The sequence below is a fragment of the Pseudomonas sp. SJZ080 genome, from assembly GCF_007828295.1.
In the GTDB taxonomy this organism is placed as follows: Bacteria; Pseudomonadota; Gammaproteobacteria; order Pseudomonadales; family Pseudomonadaceae; genus Aquipseudomonas; species Aquipseudomonas migulae_A.
Map to the genome: position 1 here is coordinate 1 of NZ_VIUK01000042.1, position 16,117 is coordinate 16,117.

A 16,117-nucleotide genomic window follows, 5' to 3' on the forward strand; every position below is an offset into this window, starting at 1 on the left:
TCACAGTTTCAACAATCAGCTGTCACCGGTAGAGTTTGAAAAGCGTTACGCAGCGAGCCTGGAGAGTGTCTAGAAAACCCGGGGCGATTCACTCTCAGAGTTTGATAATCTGCTGATCGAAGCAGGATATGTGGACTCGCACAGAGCGAAGTACGAGCCCACCGGGTATTCAATCAGGGAATCTGCAGTTTTTCTGGTGGAGAATGATTTCCCAAGAATTCGTGAGAGTGATATTCGCTCGGGTGTAGGCGATGTGAAGTACTCAATCTCAGTTGCACAATGCAGAAGCCATGAAGTTTCCTTTTCAGAGCTTTCTGTAAAAATCGGGGAGGCCTGCTGATGAACGAAAAGGATGGACTTAATTCATTCTGCGAGGACCTGTTGCAGGAGGTTCTCGCGGGGGCAGGTGACGCGGAAGAAGGCGGATTCAAGGTCGACCAGTTCACGCGAATGGTCTCGGATTATCTTATCGAAGCCGGTGAGATCGAAGACGTAAACGTCTGCTTCTATAAATCCCGGGGGATGCAGCTCAATGGCTACAACGTAAATCAGGACGAGGATTGTTTAGACATCTTTGTATCGGTGTTTAACCAGCAGACGCCTCCTGTCACTGTAACCAAAGCTCAGTGCGAAGCGGCTTTCAGGCAGGCGGAAACCTGCCTGCGTAAGGGGCTTACCGGGTTTCACAGCACCCTTGAAGAGTCGTCGGAAAGCTACGATGCCTTCCAGAGAATCCACGAACTTAAGGACAGCGTTGTCAGTTGTAGAATTTTTCTGCTGACGGATGGCATTGTAAATCAGGACGCCTTCCACCCGGAAGAAGGCGGAGATATCTCGGTTACGCTGCACGTATGGGATGCCGCACGGCTATATCGTCTTGCCAGTTCCGGAAAAAAATACGAGCCGATTGAAATCAACTTCCCTGAAGAATTTGGCCAGAATATCCCCTGTCTTTCGCTGGCTGACCCCAAATCAGATTACAAGGGCTATCTTGCCGTCATTCCCGGAGAAATTCTTGCCGGAATCTACGAAAAGTATGGACCACGTCTGCTGGAGCGAAACGTCAGATCGTTCCTACAGGCCAGGGGCAATGTTAACAAAGGGATCAGAAAGACTATTCTTGAGGAGCCTCATCGATTCTTTGCATATAATAATGGTGTTTCGGCAACAGCTGACGATATCGAGTTTGATGAAGAGAATGGCTATTCAATTTCAAAGATTCGCAACCTTCAGATAGTGAACGGTGGGCAAACCACCGCGTCTCTTTATTATACGGCCAAGAAGGACAAGGCTGATCTGGGTGGGATTTTTGTTCAGGCCAAAATATCTGTTATCCCTGAAGAGCATCTTGAGCATATCGTTCCACTTATCTCACGATTTGCGAACAGCCAGAACAAGGTCAACGATGCCGACTTCTACGCCAATGACCCATTCCATGTAGAGATCGAAGGTCTCTCCCGGACCGTCTGGGCTCCCGCAGTTGATGGCTCGAGCAGGCAGTCCAAGTGGTTTTACGAGCGGGCAAGGGGGCAGTATCTCGACGCAAAAGCAAGAGAAGGTACACCTACCAGAAAACGCCAGTTTGATGCGATGTTCCCAACGCGTCAGAAATTCACAAAAACCGATCTGGCGAAGTACGAAAACACCTGGATGCAGCTCCCGCATATTGTCAGTCTGGGAGCACAGAAGAACTTCAATGATTTCGCTATCAGACTGAAAGAACGCGGACGCGTTGATGTTGATTCCCGATACTTTGAACACCTGATCGCCAAGGCAATCATTTTCAGCAGGGCTGACCGCATCGTCCGGGAGCAGAATTTCGGTGGTTACAAGGCCAACATAGTCACATATACAATTGCGTGGATATCCAACCAGACATCTCAGCGCATTGATTTGGACAGTATCTGGAAAAATCAGGATATTTCACCAGCTCTCCGTGATGTTATTCGTAATGTTTCTATGGCCGTACACTGCATCATTGTCAGCCCGCCGAACGGGAAGAACGTCACTGAATGGTGTAAACGCAAAGAGTGCTGGGAAAAAATTAAGGATTTAAATATCAACACAGGTTCCTCATTGGAAGCCGAGCTTATCGATATTTCCAAAAGGGCATCTGCTTTGAATGGGAATCAGGGTGTAAGCGCTCCCAACCAGCATGAGCAGGGCCTGATTGACCAAGTTACAGCAATACCTGCGGACATATGGTTCCAGATCTCCAAATGGTCAAAGGAAACTGACAACCTTCAGCCATGGCAGCGAAGCCTCGCTTTTTCGCTTGGAAAGCTGGTGAGCAGATCCAGCAATGTAAGTATTAAACAGGCAAAACACGGTGCAGTCATTCTTGAGGAAGTGCGACGGCTGGGATTCAAAGAACAGAATGCTACCGGAACAGATAGTGCCTAGGTCCAATCTACAACGTGTTCTATAGCAAATGTCTCGCTCAATACCTTCTGCCATCACTAAATCCGCTGGAGCCCAAAACATTAGCGGTGCTTCGCCTCGGCACAGAAGAGGGCTTCGCTATCGTCTACATCGTAAGGACCTTCCAGGGAAACCTGACCTTGTTTTCCCGAAGCATTGGATATGCAAATTCGTTCAGGACTGCTTTTGGCGTAGACATCTTAGTTGCAAACATGCCTGCCTCCCGAAGAGCAGACCGAAATTTTGGCTGCCTAAATTGGCAAAATACGTGGAAACAGATCTCCATACGCAACAGGCGCTGGAAACGCTTGGATGACGTGCAGCTATTATTTGGGAATGCCACACAAAAAACAGAGAAATCCTACACACCGAAATCCAGAAAACACTCGATCCAAGCGCTTAGACCTACACATTTTGGGCGGAAAAAAATCAGGCATTTTGAGAGGTTGACCAGCCGGCATTGACCCCCTAGGCTTTCAGTTCGGCGCCTAAGAAACGCCTCAACCAGAGCGGCCATCCGCACCCGACAGTCAGCGGCTTTTTTTCGTCTGCGGTTTCTCTACGCCTGCGAGAAAATCCCCGTTATGTCGGGAGTGGGCGAATACAAGACCCGAAAGGGGAATATGTCCGGCCCGTCTCTGGTGGGTTTCTTAGCTCCCGACACCCATAACGAATGCCCTAAGAAAGCAGCCAGAGGTAAAGGAAATGCCTGACATTCCGACCTTCACGATGAAGGTGACTTGCCGTATCCGTGTGTCCAATCGCGCGCTTCCGTTTCAGGAGGTTCGCCATGTCTGAACCGCTCGTTTCAACCCTCTTCCTTCGTCACGGCACCTGTCTTCGTGCCCTACTCGTGGAGAACCAGGCGTGGTTCTGTGCTCACGACCTGGGACGATTGATGGGCAAACATCTCGACGAACGCATGTCACGCAAGCTGGATGCAGATCAGCGGCGAATGATGCTCGTGGAGGCTCAAGGTATTGCCGAAGAACGACTGATGATCAGCGAGTCCGGCGTTTATGCGTTGCTGGTTTATCACTATTGCCCGGAGTACCGACTCCTGAGGGAATGGCTGACTCACCAGGTCGTTCCGGCGCTACGCGATGCGCGTCCATCGCGTTCAGTTGAACGACCAACGTTGAGTGTTCTGGACTGGCCGAAGATGTCGCTCTGCATGTTGCACTGGCAGGATGAACCGTGGATTCGGTTGCGGGACATGCCTTGCGTGTTGGCAGATGATCCGTTCAATCAGCGCGGATCGTGGTGGCGTAAGGCGTCACGATTGTTGCGAGGGTTTTGATTGCTCATTGAAGTACAAAAAATCCGCTGTTTGAATCTCAGGCAGCGGATTTTTTTACAGGCAGCTCTCAAATCCATTAATGATGTCCTCGCGGGTATTTTCAAACTCCGCAGACATCCGAATCCTCCCTTTCAACCGCCCAGGTTTGCGCACCCGAGGTGTATCGATATGAGGCAGCAGATCCAGATAAGGTTTGCCGTCCTTGACGATCACAACCGTATCGCCATGCCATGCGCGCTCAGCGAGTTGAGAAAGCTGGGATCGTGCTTCGTGCATGTTTACTTGTATCCGTTCAGTCATATGGCGCCTCCACAGGGTTAACCAAGCTAGCTGAAGCGACGAACTTGAATCAACAGGTGCGCCATCTCACGCTACCCGCTATTAATACGCCACCCGACTCTCAAGGACCCGAGCCCACCATGAAATTCGATCTCGCCTACTGCCTCAGCCTCGACGACAAGTTGTCGATCTATGACGTGCGCGATTTGAATTTCGACGAGACCATGGAGTTCGATTCCGCGAAGGAACACTTCCAATGCCCCAATGACGCCTGCAGGGCGGCGTTCGATGCGGCAAACGTGCTGACGACGTTCAACGCCAAAAACGTGAATTACGTTCGCACCCCGCACTTCAAGAACACGCCCAGCACCCGGCATGTGGCGAATTGTCCTTATGTCAGTCTCAAGGCGTCGGCGTCGGGTGTGGATGCGGACGGTGCGGAAACGGATGACAGTCGCGAGGAGCATTTCCCGTCGGAGTTGTTGCTGACTCGGCGTCAGTATGTGCGCAAGCCGTCGAATCCGGCGGTGGCGGCGGATGTAACGCGGGACGATCCGAAACCTCTTACAAAGCCCAACGATATCGAGCACCCGAGCCACGAATCAGCGCCGGACAAGACCAGCGTCTTCGCCCACCCGGTGGAGTGTTTTGTGTCGAACTTCGAGGACAAGGACCTGCTCAAGCGCATGCCGCTGAAGATTGGCGAGCACACGGCGCCTTATGGGTCGTTCTTCAAGAAGATCGAATACCTGACGGACAACAAGGGGCTGATTTACTGGGGCAAGATCAAGGAGATCAAAGATTACACGCAGAGCTTTCGTATCGATTTCGAGCAGAAGGTCTGGTTCAAGCAAGCGGATGAGGCGAAGAAGAAGCCGTATTCGGTCAACGTTTACTTGAGCAAGAAGTTGATCGAGAACTACCGCAAGCGCAAAGCGTTTCTGGAAGAGATCAAGCACGCCATCGACAGTGAAGCGCAGTTGTATTGCTTCTTTTATGGCGTGACGCCGGAGTTGAAACAGGTGCCAAGCAAGAAAAACCCCGAGCAGACGTTCGGGGTGTTCAGTGCGAATATCGAGAACCTGGATCACTTCATTATTCGTGAGGCGCCGGGGTTGGAGGCGAAGTAACGGCGTTCAATTCAGGCACATGCTGAGCATCACCACGATCAGCAAACCGATGTACACCCGCGCATGTATCCGATCCGGAATCCGCCCGATCCACGGCGTAACCAATCGAATCCCCACCAACGACCCCATCGTCAAAACCGCAAATGCCAACAGATCCACATAACCGACAAACCACGGCCCCAAATCAAACTCAGTGAACCCCGCCATCGCCATGTAAGTCACGGTCCCGGCCAACGCCACGGGCAGGCTTAGCGGATTGGCCATGGACGTTGCCTGACTCATGCTCAAGCCGCATCGACGCAACAATGGCACGGTCATGACGCTGCCGCCCACGCCGAGAAATGTGGCGATTGTGCCGATTCCTACGCCGCCTCCAGACACTTCCGCCCTCCCCAATCGCCGTGGGATTCCGTTATCTGCGTGTGTAAGAAAACCGCGTCTGAACAGGCAATCCACAATGGTTACACCCAGGTAGGCAATGAACGCATACCGGATCACTTCGCCACTCACCCACATCGCGGCCACTGCGCCGACCACCGAGCCCAACCCGATATACCCACCTAACGGCCACAGGTAATGGCGAATCAGATTACCCGCACGGTGATGTTTTCCGCTGGCGACGAGGGCGTTGACGATCATCACGCAGGTCGAGGTGGCGACGGCGATGTGCATTGCCGATTGGCCGATGGGGTCGTCGGCACCGTGGCTGGCCATGAGCATCCGATACAGCAGCGGCACGACGACGAAGCCGCCGCCGAAGCCGAACAGCACGGCGGTGATGCCGGTCATGCAGCCGAAGAGTGTCAGCAGGAGGTAGAACATTGCGCGTCGTCCGTTGGTTGGGAGCGGTCGACGATAGAGCGATGTGGCTTGGCCTGCTTCAGCAAGTCAGCCAATAATGTTTGCGTTTACGCCAACTGCTGGAAGCCGCTCGATGCGCAATGTTTCGATTAACGTACTGGATGACACGCCACGCTCGGTGGTGGCCATCGGTACGGATTATTCCTACGGTCAGGTGTTGCCGCGTCATACGCACCGGCGGGCACAGTTGTTGTACGGCGCTACCGGGGTGATGCAGGTTGGCACGCATGACGGCAATTGGGTGGTGCCGCCGCAGCGGGCGGTGTGGATTCCGGCCGGGGTGGCGCATGAGGTGGTGATGCTGGGGGTGAGCACTCGCAGTGTGTACATCGAGCCGGGGACGGTGGATTTGGGGGATTGTTGCCAGGTAATCAGCGTTTCACCGTTGATGCGGCAGCTGCTGATGGAGGCGGTGGAGATCCCGCTGGAGTACGACGAGGGTGGGCGCGATGGGGTGTTGATCGCTTTGCTGCTGCATGAGCTGGTGCGCAGTGCCCCGCTACCGTTGCATATCCCGCTGCCGGTCGATACGCGGCTGCTCGCGCTGTGCCGCGGCTTTTTGCAGCGGCCGGACGCGCATCAGTCGCCGCAGCAATGGGCCGATCAGTTGCACATCAGTTTACGCACCTTCAATCGCCTGTTCCGCCAACAGACCGACCTGAGTTTCAGCCAGTGGCGGCAGCGGGCTTGCGTGGTTTTGGCGCTTGCGCGGTTGGCGGTGGGTGAGCCGGTGACGCGCATTGCGCTGGATTTCGGCTACGAAAGCCCGGCGGCGTTTTCGACGATGTTTCGCCGAGTGTTGGGCCAGGCGCCGTCCGTCTGGTTGGAGGGGGCGAAGTCGTAAAAATCAAAAAATGAGTTTGATCCGGGCGCAAAACAACTGTACAAAAACACAGTACATTTTGAATCAGCACTCTTGAGCCCGGAGAACACCATGGCCTCTTATGCGATGAAGATCACCCTGGAACGTATCGCCCTCTTCCAATTCACCCCCGCCCATTGCGCCCAGGCCCGGGCGATGTTGGGTTGGAGCGTGGAGGAACTGTGTCGAGAGTCCGGCGTTTCGATGGACGCGATTGAGCGATTCGAGGCCCGGCGTGATGTGCCGGATGCGGATCGGCTGGCGTTGGCGTATCGCTTCGAGTCAGAGGGGTTGGTGTTCTTCCCGGGGTTTGCGCCGGGTCGGGGGATGAGCGTCAAAGGGTCTGCATCGAATTCGGTGGGGCGGACTGATTTTGCGATGGTTGAGTGAGGTGTCGGCGGCCAGGGCCGACCCAATGGTTCGGCCTGGCGGTACACCATCACGCGTTCTGAACCGTCACCTGATCAATCTCGTCTTCCATCCCCAACCACCATGCACTGCCGCGTTGCGGGTACATGACATTGAACGCCTCACCCATCTGCGGTGTGGTAATCGACACACTGCGCTCCCAGGCCAAGGCCAGTATCCGGTCGAACGGCTCGAACCAGGCGTGCATCGACAGATCGAACGTGCCGTTGTGAATCGGCAGCAACCAGCGGCCTCTGAGGTCGATGTGCGCTTGCAGGGTTTGCTCGGGCTGCATGTGCACATGTGGCCACTCGACGTTGTAGGCGCCGGTTTCCATGAGTGTCAGGTCGAACGGACCATGTTGTTCGCCGATGCGTTTGAAGCCGTCGAAGTAACCGCTGTCGCCACTGAAGAAGACCCGTGTGTCACCGTCGATGATGACCCATGACGCCCACAGCGTGCTGTTGCCATCGAACAGGCCGCGACCGGAAAAGTGCTGTGACGGGGTGGCGATGAATTGGATGCCGGCGACTTCGGTGTCCTGCCACCAATCGAGCTGGCGCACTTTGCCGGCATCGACGCCCCACTTGATCAAGGTGTCGCCAACGCCCAGCGGCGCGAGGAAGTAGTGGGTCTTGTCCGCCAGTTTGAGCACCGCCTCGTAATCGAGGTGGTCGTAATGATCGTGGGACAGGATCACCGCTTCAATCGGTGGCAATTCGTCCAGGCTGATGGGCGGCTGGTGAAAACGCTTCGGGCCGGCCCACTGCACGGGCGATGCGCGTTCGGCGAAGACGGGGTCGGTGATCCAGAATTTGTCTCGCAGCTTGAGCAATACGGTGGAGTGACCAAGGCGATAGACGCTGTGATTGGGCGCGGCGATCAACGCATCGTGGCTCAGGCGTTGCACCGGAACGGCAGCGACTGGCCGGGTGTTGCGCGGTTTGTGGAAGATCATGTTCCACATGATGCGCACCATTTTGCGCAAGCCTTCTCGCTGCACAGGTGCGTGGTTTTTGTAGGTCCCGTCGACCTGGCGGGAAGCTTCAGGTTCGCGGGCGTTAGTGGCATTGGCCATGTGAATGACTCCAGGAAACCGTGCGGTTCGCGGTTTCTGCGGTGGGACGATTAATGGCCAAGGCACGCACGCATCAGCCGGGCTCTCTATTTTTGGCTGTGCAGGGTTAACGAAACATTACACTGCACAGTGTAGTTTCTAGGTTGCATCAAACCCGTTCACAAGTAAACTGCTGAGTGTAATTCTTAATTTCTTCTGCCGAAGCCTACTTATGACAGCTCCACAGCGCCTGACCGACCGAAAACGCGAAGCGATCATCCAAGCGGCGATTGCCGAATTCCGTGCCCACGGTTTCGACATCACCAGCATGGACAAGATTGCCGCCACCGCTGGCGTGTCCAAGCGCACGGTGTACAACCACTTCCCCAGCAAGGAAGAGTTGTTCGCCGAAATCCTCAATCAGTTATGGGCGCGGGTGACGGCAGAACAGGAAACGGCCTACCGCACGGACTTGCCGCTGCGCGACCAGATGCGCCTGATGTTGATGGCGAAATTGAAGATGATCGGCGATGAGAATTTCCTGGACCTGGCGCGGGTGGCCATCGCGGCGGCGATTCATTCACCGGAGCGTGCGCAAGACATGGTCGCGCGGATGGGCAAACGCGAGGAAGGCCTGACCGTGTGGATTCGCGCCGCCCAGGCCGATGGGCGATTGAAGAAGGTCGACCCCGAATTTGCCGCACAACAGATTCAAGGCATGCTCAAATCCTTTGCGTTCTGGCCGCAGATTTCCATGGGGTTGCCCAGCCTTTCGCCCGAAATGCAAAGCACTGTCGCGGAGTCGGCGCTCGACATGTTCCTGGCCTGCTACCAGCGCTGAAGACGCGCTTGCCGCGCTGACGGTCTAGCCAACGCGGCACCGGGCGGCGCTATAGTGAACGCAAGTCCCAGCGCCCGACAGAGAGCATCATGACCACCGAAACCCAGACCACCGCGACCGTCGATCACTTGCGTTTTCACCGCGCTCACGCTCATTTGGCGCCGACGTTCGGCAATGACAAGTTTGCCCTGCGCGCCGAGGCATTTGCGCGATTCTTCGGCACGCCGATGTTTCTTGGCGCGCAGACGCTGATCGTTGCGTTATGGATTTTTCTCAACGTGTCTGGCATCACCCACTTCGATGCCTACCCTTTCATCCTGCTCAACCTGGCGTTCAGCCTGCAAGCGGCGTACGCCGCGCCGTTGATTCTGCTGGCCCAGACCCGTCAGGCAGCCCGGGACAAAGCCCAGTCCGAAGCCGATGCGCAACACCGCGAAGCCTTGGCCGTGGCCAACAGTGAACGTCAGGCGCAGGCGGCGAAGCACACCGCGCAATTACTCGAATTGCTTGAACAGAACACCCGCCTCACCGAGATGACCAAGACACTCTCGGAACGCATCGAAAACCTGACCTCGGAAATGCACCTGCACATCGTGCAGCACAAGGATCAGCCGAAGGTCTGAGCTGCCTCATGGCCGCTTGAGGATCCGACCCAACTCATCGAATAACGTCACCACCGAACGCAAGGCACGGCAGTCGGGCCGGGTCAGCAACCACAGCGCGGTGTCGTAACCGTGCAGCGGTTCGCTCAACGGCTGCAGCCCGTCGCCGATCAAAAAGTCCGGCAGTACCGCGACACCGAGCCCCGCCCGCGCCAATTCAGTCACCGACAACATGCTGTTGCAGCGATAACCCGGTGTGACGCCGGGCAACTGCTGGCGACGCCACGCGACGGTGGGGTGATCCGGAAGGAAGTCGTCCGGGGCGATCCAGGTGAGTGAAGCCAGGTCTTCGGCATCGACCGATTTCAGATACGCCGTACTCGCACACACTCGGTACGACACCTGCGCCAGACACCGGCCGACCAAATGCTCAGGCGGCGTTCGAGTCATGCGCAAGGCGATGTCTGCGTCCCGGCGGCTGAGGTTGGCGAAGTCGTTGGAGGTGCTCAACTCGATCGCCAGCGCCGGATAGCCGGGCATGAATTGCGCGAGCGCCGGCACCAGCAAACCTTGCAGGACCGAATCGGTGCAGGTCAGGCGCACAGTGCCGCTGATGACTTCAGCGCCCTGCTCCACGCCGATGCGCGCGGCCTCCAGCGCTTGTTCGGCGCGCTCGGCCTGTTCGGCCAGCGTCTGCGCCAGGCTGGTGGGCAAATAGCCGGCGCGGCTCTTTTCGAACAGTTGCTGACCCAGCGCGGCTTCCAGTCGGCGCACGGCGCGAAACACGGTGGAGACGTCGACGTTCAACAACGCCGACGCCCGGGCCAACGAACCGCCGCGCACCAGCGCGAGGATCAGGGAGAGGTCGGGGTAATCCAGTCGATAGTGCGCGGTTGCATTGATCACTTGGGATAACGCCAATATTGAGTGCGTGAACGCCAATCTATAGTGGGCTCCAGGAATCAACAAGCGCCGGGAGCACTCATGGAAAACACCGTCATCCGCATCGCCCTGATCGGCGATTACGACCCGCAAGTCACCGCCCATCAGGCGATTCCCATCGCCCTCGGCAGGGTGGCCGAACACTCAGGTTTGAACGTTCAGTTCGAGTGGTTGACCACCGACCGCATCAACGATGACATGCCGTTGAAAGACTTCGATGGCTTCTGGTGTGTGCCAGCCAGTCCCTACCGCAATGAGGACGGTGCATTGCGAGCGATCCGCTTTGCCCGCGAACAACAGCGACCGTTCCTCGGCACGTGTGGCGGTTTTCAACACGCCCTACTCGAATACGCCCGCAACGTGCTCGGCTGGAAAGATGCCGAGCACGGCGAGACATCGCCCAATGCAACGCGAGCGCTACTCACGCCACTGACCTGTTCACTGGTGGAAGCCGTCGACAGCATTCATCTGGTTGAAGGTTCGTTGATCGCCAAGGCGTACGAAAGCGCCGAGATTCGTGAAGGTTATCGCTGCAGTTACGGTGTGAATCCCGACTTTGAACGGGATTTGCTGAGCCAGGAATTATCCGCTGTGGGCCACGATTCGACGGGGGAACTACGGGCCGTGGAATTGCGTGGGCATCCGTTCTTCGTTGCCACGCTGTTTCAACCTGAACGTGCTGCGCTCAAAGGTCTGTTGCCGCCGCTGGTCAGTGCGTTGATCGAAGCGTGTGCGAGGCAGAAATCATGATTGGCCAGATGCTGGAACCGCCTTACTACGCGGTGATTTTTACTTCGCGGCGCACCGAGGGTGATCAGGGTTACGCCGAAGCCGCCGAGCGCATGGTTGAACTGGCGCGCGAGCAGCCGGGGTTTCTGGGTGTGGAATCGGCGCGGGGCGAGGATGGGCTCGGGATTACGGTGTCTTATTGGGCCAGTGAGGCAGCGATTCTGGCGTGGAAACATCATCCCGAGCACAGCGCGATTCGTGAGCGTGGGCGCTCGACCTGGTACTCGGCTTGTCATACGCGGGTGTGCAGGGTTGAGCGGGCTTATGAGTTCAAACAGTAGATGATGCGGTGTTCTTGAGGCCGTCATCGCGAGCAAGCCCGCTCCCACATGGGTTTATATGTACGACGCGAAACCCTGTAGGAGCTGGCTTGCCGGCGATGAGGCCAGCATAAACACTGCAAATTTCAGCTCTGCACCAGACTGCGCACCGCCGAAATCTCCGGCACTTCCCGCCGATTCATGTACACCCGCAACGGCTCGGTAATATTGATCCGGTCATCAATGTTCTGATCGAGCAACAATTGAATCAGCTCACGCTTGAGCGTCATGGCCTGCTCCGGCCCCGGCGCCCAGACAAATTCACTCGCTGGAATAATGCCGTCATCCGCCACGTCCATGCCGAAGGAATCTTCACTGAAACGCACGATATGCTGGCCGGTTTTGCGATTGAGGCCGACGAAGCCTTTGAGCTGTTCGGCGGCCTGGCAGATGAGCTGGGAAGTGATGCGCATGATAAACCTCACACAAGTGATCAATGGTTTACACGCCGGGCAAGTTGAAGGGCGTTCCCTCTGCCGGGGAAACTGCCGGAACCAAGAGTACTGCAAAGAACCGCACAAAAGCGCTGAAAAAATCTGCTTTAAACACGTTTATGTCGGTCTCGCGATAGCGCAAGCGGCGCTCAGTTGTTAAAAGGGACGTCTTGAAAACACTCTGCGAAAGGATCTCGACCATGCCTGTAACTTTCACCAAGAGCGCCCTGCTGCTGAGCGTGCTGCTCGGCCTCGGTCAGGCGCAGGCCGCCAGCGAGCCAAGCCCTACCTCACTGGCGACCCGTTCGGGCATCCCTCACCCGGCAGTGATCGCCCATCGCGGTGCGTCTTTCGATGCACCGGAATCCACCGCCGCCGCCTACAAACTGGCGCGCGACCTGGGTGCCGATTACCTCGAACTGGACCTGCAACGCAGCAAGGACGGCATGCTGTTTGCCCTGCACGACAACAACCTGCAACGCACCACCGACGTCGCCAGCAAATTTCCTGAGCGCAAGGACAGCCCGGCCAACGCGTTCACCATCGCCGAACTGAAAACCCTCGATGCCGGCAGCTGGTTCAACAGCGCTTACCCGGACCGCGCGCGTCCTGCTTTCGCCGGTCTGAAAATCCTGACCCTCGACGAAATCATCGACATCGCCCAGGGCAACCCGTTGCACAAGCCCGGCTTGTACATCGAAACCAAAGAACCCAAGCAATTCCCCGGCATCGAGCGTGACCTCAAGGAAAAACTTCAGGACCGCGGCTGGTTGAGCCCGGCCGGTTCGAAACTGGCGAAAAGCGAACTCGCCGTCGGCCAGGGTAAAGGCAAGGTGGTGCTGCAAACGTTCGAGAAGAGCAGCCTGGAACTGCTGGAAAAAGAAATGCCGCAGGTGCCGAAGGTCCTGCTGTTGTGGGTCGGCGAAGGCAGCATCGAGCCTAAGTCCAAGGTGACGTTCGCCGAATCTGGCGACAAGGACAAAGCCACGTATTACGCCAAGCAGGAACCGAAGGACAAAGCCGAGTTCCAGCAATGGGTCGAGTACGCCAAGGCCCAGGGCGCGATCGGCACCGGGCCTTCTGCGGCCCTGACCAAGGGGGGTGATCAAAGCTACTCGGACCTCGTCAAACCGTGGATGAACCAGTACACCCACGATCAGGGTTTGTTGGTGCACGTCTACACCGTCGACGACGCAGTGGATTACCAGAAAGTCATGGACGCCGGGGTCGATGGCATCTTCACCAACCGCGCCAGCGAATTGTTGAAGTTCTATAAACGTCCGGCGGCGGGCACGGTTGCGCAGTTGTTGCAGAACAACGGGTATTGATCCAGAAACGAGGTGACGCGATCGCCAGCAAGCCGGCTCCTACAAGGTTGAGTCGTTAGTACGAACGACACGGACCTATAGGAGCCGGCTTGCTGTCGTTGCTCCAGGAATTAAGCCTGAATTAAGTTGCCACAGTTAATCTGGGCTCACTTAAACGGCTCACCCAAGGAAAGAACCTCATGAAGACTTTGACTGCCCTGTTCACCGCTGCCGCCCTGACCCTTACTGCTGGCTTGGCCCAAGCGGCTGATGTTCCCGTCAATGAGATCCCGCAGCTGGTCAAGGACGGCAAGATCAAGCCGCTGGAAGAGCTGAACCAGATCGTGCTGAAGTTGCACCCGGGTGCCACGATTACCGACAGCGACCTCGACAAACACTCCACCCTCTACGAGTACGAAGTTGAACTCAAAGACGCCAAAGGCGTTGAATGGGACGTGGACCTGAACGCCGCCACCGGCGAAGTCCTGAAGAACAAGCAAGACAACTGATTCACACATAAAAAGCCGCACGATTTTCGGATCGTGCGGCTTTTTTGCGTTCCGGTAATGCCTTACGCGCTCAGGCGCGACGTCACTTCATTCAGTTGCCCGGACAACCCGTGCAAGTTGTGACTGGCCGCTTCGGTGCGTTGAACGTTGTCCAGGTTGGTGCTGGCGATGCTGGTGATCTCGGTGAGATTGCGCGAGATGTCTTCGGCGACTGAGGTCTGCTCTTCGGCAGCGGTGGCGATCTGGCGGTTCATGTCGCGGATGGCTTCCACGGCGTGGGTGATACGCTCCAGCATCGCACCGGCCTCGGTCACTTGCTGAACGCTTTCTTCGCTGCGCGACTGGCCACTCTCTATCGCCTGCGCCGCGTCCACCGCACCGGTTTGCACAGTCTGGATGATCTGGTTGATCTCGATGATCGACGCCGCCGTGCGCTGGGCCAGGCTGCGGACTTCATCGGCCACCACTGCGAAACCGCGCCCGGCTTCACCGGCACGGGCGGCTTCAATGGCGGCGTTGAGCGCCAGCAAGTTGGTCTGCTCGGCGATGCCGCGAATCACTTCCAGTACCTTGCCGATGCGGCCGCTGTCGGTTTCCAGCTGTCGAATGACCGTCGCCGTGTTGGCGATTTCACCGCGCATGCGAGTGATGGTGTGGATGGTGCCCTGCATGACTTTTTCGCCTTGCTGGGCGGACTGGTCGGCATCGTCGGCGGCACGCGCGGCGTCGGCGGCGTGGCGCGCGACTTCCTGCGCGGTGGCGGACATTTCGTTCATCGCCGTGGCGACCTGATCGGTTCGGTTGAACTGCTCGTTGGTGCCACTGGCCATGAGGCCGGCGATCGCTTTCAACTCACTGCTGGCGCCGTCCAGGTCCTTGGTACTGACCTGCAAGCGGCTGAAGGTGTCAGCAAGGAAATCGCGCAGTGTGTTGGCCGCGATCGCCAGTTTGCCCAGCTCATCCTGGCGGGTGCTGGCCACGCGCTCGGCAAACTTGCCCTGACTGAGTTGCGCCACGTAGTCGATCAGTTTGCGAATCGGCTCGACCAGGTTGCGGTTGACCAGCCACAGGCTCAACAGGCCGATCAACAAACCCGATGCGAGCATCACGATGCTGCCCAGCAACACAGTGCGATCGGCGCTGGCGCTGATCAGCTTCGACTGTTCGACGCCCTGCTTGCGCAATTCACTGACCAGTTCGCTCATCTGATCGCTCGTCGCCCGGTCCATGCCCTTGACCGCGGTGTCGCCCGCGGTTGGATCGGCGCCGGCCGCCACGTAAGCATCGCGGCCCTTTTGGTACGCCGAACCCAACTGACGATGTTCGTCACGCAAGCGTTCGATGCGGGTCTTGAGTGGCGGCTCGATGCCCTTTTGCCCGGCCAGTTCGCCGAGGATGCCCTGCACATCGCGTTGGCGGTCTTCGAACTGCTTCCAGTACTTGTCCAGGTCCGCCGGTTGCTTGCCGCGCAGCAGGACGTTTTTCCATTCCTGAACCTGCACCTTGAATTGCAGGTTGGCTTCATCGATCAATTGCGAAGTGTGCAGCGGGCCGTCGATCAGGTTCGCGTAGTTCTGAACGCCGCCGGACAGAAAATGAAAGCAGGCCAGAGCGATCAGCAGCATTGCAAACAGGCTGCCGCTCAGCAGAGCGAGAATTTGCGCTCTCAAGGACTTTTGCAAAAACATTGGGAAAGGTACTCATGACAGGAATGAGGAACGCCCTGAAGAGGCGTGAAAATAGTCTGGACATTCCCTGTCTACAGCGTCTAACGCATGCTTTTGTAGGAGCCGGCTTGCTGGCGATAGCGTCCGGCCAGTCGACATATTTTCGACTGGCCGGACGCTATCGCCAGCAAGCAGGCTCCTACGAGATCGGCGTGTCAGGACCGTTCTTGAGCGGTTCCGACCGCCGGTAGAAGGCACTTGGCCAGCTCCACGAAGCTGTCACAAAACTGTCAAGGCGCCTTGCGATGATGCGGGCGGGCTTGCTCGCGATGGTCGTTAACGAAAACACCGCGTAGAAGGATCAACGCGGTGTCCTTGCGTTCATCGC

19 protein-coding genes and 1 pseudogene are annotated in these 16,117 nt (G+C 57.0%); 13 read left to right on the forward strand and 7 right to left on the reverse strand.

What is annotated here, in order from left to right; translation table 11 throughout:
• Window positions 1–97 precede the first annotated feature (97 nt).
• The 4 genes and pseudogenes from FBY04_RS33400 to FBY04_RS30815 form a co-directional block, all read left to right on the forward strand.
• Window positions 98–340 (forward strand): annotated as a pseudogene (locus FBY04_RS33400) (PD-(D/E)XK motif protein); the annotation flags it as partial.
• Window positions 340–2,403 (forward strand): AIPR family protein, encoded by a 2,064-nt coding sequence (locus FBY04_RS30805; protein ID WP_145319281.1) that lies wholly within the window; start codon window positions 340–342, stop codon window positions 2,401–2,403. The pseudogene FBY04_RS33400 and the gene FBY04_RS30805, both read left to right, overlap by 1 nt.
• A gap of 28 nt (window positions 2,404–2,431) precedes the next feature.
• Window positions 2,432–2,737 carry a very short patch repair endonuclease gene (locus FBY04_RS30810; protein WP_145319284.1) on the forward strand — a complete coding sequence of 102 codons (306 nt, stop codon included), beginning with the start codon at window positions 2,432–2,434 and terminating at the stop codon, window positions 2,735–2,737.
• Window positions 2,738–3,211: 474 nt separating this feature from the next.
• Window positions 3,212–3,721, forward strand: a complete 510-nt coding sequence (locus FBY04_RS30815; protein WP_145319287.1) for a Bro-N domain-containing protein — start codon at window positions 3,212–3,214, stop codon at window positions 3,719–3,721.
• A 54-nt stretch (window positions 3,722–3,775) separates the two neighbouring features.
• Here FBY04_RS30815 and FBY04_RS30820 read toward each other — a convergent pair whose 3' ends face one another.
• The gene (locus tag FBY04_RS30820; RefSeq protein ID WP_145319290.1) at window positions 3,776–4,021 is read right to left on the reverse strand and encodes a type II toxin-antitoxin system Phd/YefM family antitoxin; all 246 of its coding nucleotides are present in this window, start codon (window positions 4,019–4,021) and stop codon (window positions 3,776–3,778) included.
• Between the two features lie 119 nt (window positions 4,022–4,140).
• Here FBY04_RS30820 and FBY04_RS30825 point away from each other — a divergent pair, with 119 nt between their 5' ends.
• Window positions 4,141–5,130: a hypothetical protein gene (locus FBY04_RS30825; protein WP_145319293.1), complete on the forward strand. Its 990-nt coding sequence runs from the start codon at window positions 4,141–4,143 to the stop codon at window positions 5,128–5,130.
• A 6-nt stretch (window positions 5,131–5,136) separates the two neighbouring features.
• Here FBY04_RS30825 and FBY04_RS30830 read toward each other — a convergent pair whose 3' ends face one another.
• Window positions 5,137–5,952, reverse strand: coding sequence for a sulfite exporter TauE/SafE family protein (locus FBY04_RS30830; protein WP_145319296.1), 816 nt, complete (start codon window positions 5,950–5,952; stop codon window positions 5,137–5,139).
• A gap of 112 nt (window positions 5,953–6,064) precedes the next feature.
• Between FBY04_RS30830 and FBY04_RS30835 the strand changes: the two genes are divergently transcribed.
• Window positions 6,065–6,835 carry a helix-turn-helix domain-containing protein gene (locus tag FBY04_RS30835; protein WP_145319299.1) on the forward strand — a complete coding sequence of 257 codons (771 nt, stop codon included), beginning with the start codon at window positions 6,065–6,067 and terminating at the stop codon, window positions 6,833–6,835.
• Window positions 6,836–6,925: 90 nt separating this feature from the next.
• Complete coding sequence (locus FBY04_RS30840; protein ID WP_084322755.1) at window positions 6,926–7,243, forward strand: helix-turn-helix transcriptional regulator; 318 nt, start codon at window positions 6,926–6,928, stop codon at window positions 7,241–7,243.
• A gap of 49 nt (window positions 7,244–7,292) precedes the next feature.
• Here FBY04_RS30840 and FBY04_RS30845 read toward each other — a convergent pair whose 3' ends face one another.
• Complete coding sequence (locus tag FBY04_RS30845; RefSeq protein ID WP_145319302.1) at window positions 7,293–8,339, reverse strand: MBL fold metallo-hydrolase; 1,047 nt, start codon at window positions 8,337–8,339, stop codon at window positions 7,293–7,295.
• A gap of 211 nt (window positions 8,340–8,550) precedes the next feature.
• On the opposite strand from FBY04_RS30845, the gene FBY04_RS30850 reads away from it, so the two are divergent.
• Together FBY04_RS30850 and FBY04_RS30855 are read left to right on the forward strand one after the other, a co-directional pair.
• The gene (locus FBY04_RS30850; protein WP_145319306.1) at window positions 8,551–9,159 is read left to right on the forward strand and encodes a TetR/AcrR family transcriptional regulator; all 609 of its coding nucleotides are present in this window, start codon (window positions 8,551–8,553) and stop codon (window positions 9,157–9,159) included.
• Window positions 9,160–9,248: 89 nt separating this feature from the next.
• A complete protein-coding gene (locus FBY04_RS30855) occupies window positions 9,249–9,782 on the forward strand; it encodes a DUF1003 domain-containing protein (RefSeq protein WP_145319310.1) in 534 nt (177 codons plus the stop codon).
• 6 nt (window positions 9,783–9,788) lie between these two features.
• Here FBY04_RS30855 and FBY04_RS30860 read toward each other — a convergent pair whose 3' ends face one another.
• Window positions 9,789–10,730, reverse strand: coding sequence for a LysR family transcriptional regulator (locus FBY04_RS30860; RefSeq protein ID WP_145319312.1), 942 nt, complete (start codon window positions 10,728–10,730; stop codon window positions 9,789–9,791).
• Between the two features lie 15 nt (window positions 10,731–10,745).
• On the opposite strand from FBY04_RS30860, the gene FBY04_RS30865 reads away from it, so the two are divergent.
• Entirely contained in the window at window positions 10,746–11,453 is a 708-nt protein-coding gene (locus tag FBY04_RS30865; RefSeq protein WP_145319315.1) for a CTP synthase, read from the forward strand.
• Window positions 11,450–11,773, forward strand: coding sequence for an antibiotic biosynthesis monooxygenase (locus FBY04_RS30870; protein WP_145319318.1), 324 nt, complete (start codon window positions 11,450–11,452; stop codon window positions 11,771–11,773). The genes FBY04_RS30865 and FBY04_RS30870 overlap by 4 nt, the downstream gene beginning before the upstream one ends.
• A gap of 125 nt (window positions 11,774–11,898) precedes the next feature.
• Here FBY04_RS30870 and FBY04_RS30875 read toward each other — a convergent pair whose 3' ends face one another.
• Both FBY04_RS30875 and FBY04_RS30880 read right to left on the reverse strand, forming a co-directional pair.
• The gene (locus FBY04_RS30875; protein WP_084322749.1) at window positions 11,899–12,225 is read right to left on the reverse strand and encodes a DUF2025 family protein; all 327 of its coding nucleotides are present in this window, start codon (window positions 12,223–12,225) and stop codon (window positions 11,899–11,901) included.
• Between the two features lie 28 nt (window positions 12,226–12,253).
• Window positions 12,254–12,448, reverse strand: coding sequence for a hypothetical protein (locus FBY04_RS30880; protein WP_145319321.1), 195 nt, complete (start codon window positions 12,446–12,448; stop codon window positions 12,254–12,256).
• Between FBY04_RS30880 and FBY04_RS30885 the strand changes: the two genes are divergently transcribed.
• A complete protein-coding gene (locus FBY04_RS30885) occupies window positions 12,447–13,574 on the forward strand; it encodes a glycerophosphodiester phosphodiesterase (protein ID WP_145319324.1) in 1,128 nt (375 codons plus the stop codon). The two genes, FBY04_RS30880 and FBY04_RS30885, sit on opposite strands and share 2 nt — an antisense overlap.
• Before the next feature lie 179 nt (window positions 13,575–13,753).
• Complete coding sequence (locus FBY04_RS30890; protein ID WP_084322746.1) at window positions 13,754–14,062, forward strand: PepSY domain-containing protein; 309 nt, start codon at window positions 13,754–13,756, stop codon at window positions 14,060–14,062.
• 62 nt (window positions 14,063–14,124) lie between these two features.
• Here the strand turns inward: FBY04_RS30890 and FBY04_RS30895 are convergent, their stop codons facing one another.
• A complete protein-coding gene (locus tag FBY04_RS30895; RefSeq protein WP_145319327.1) occupies window positions 14,125–15,750 on the reverse strand; it encodes a methyl-accepting chemotaxis protein in 1,626 nt (541 codons plus the stop codon).
• Window positions 15,751–16,117: the final 367 nt, after the last annotated feature.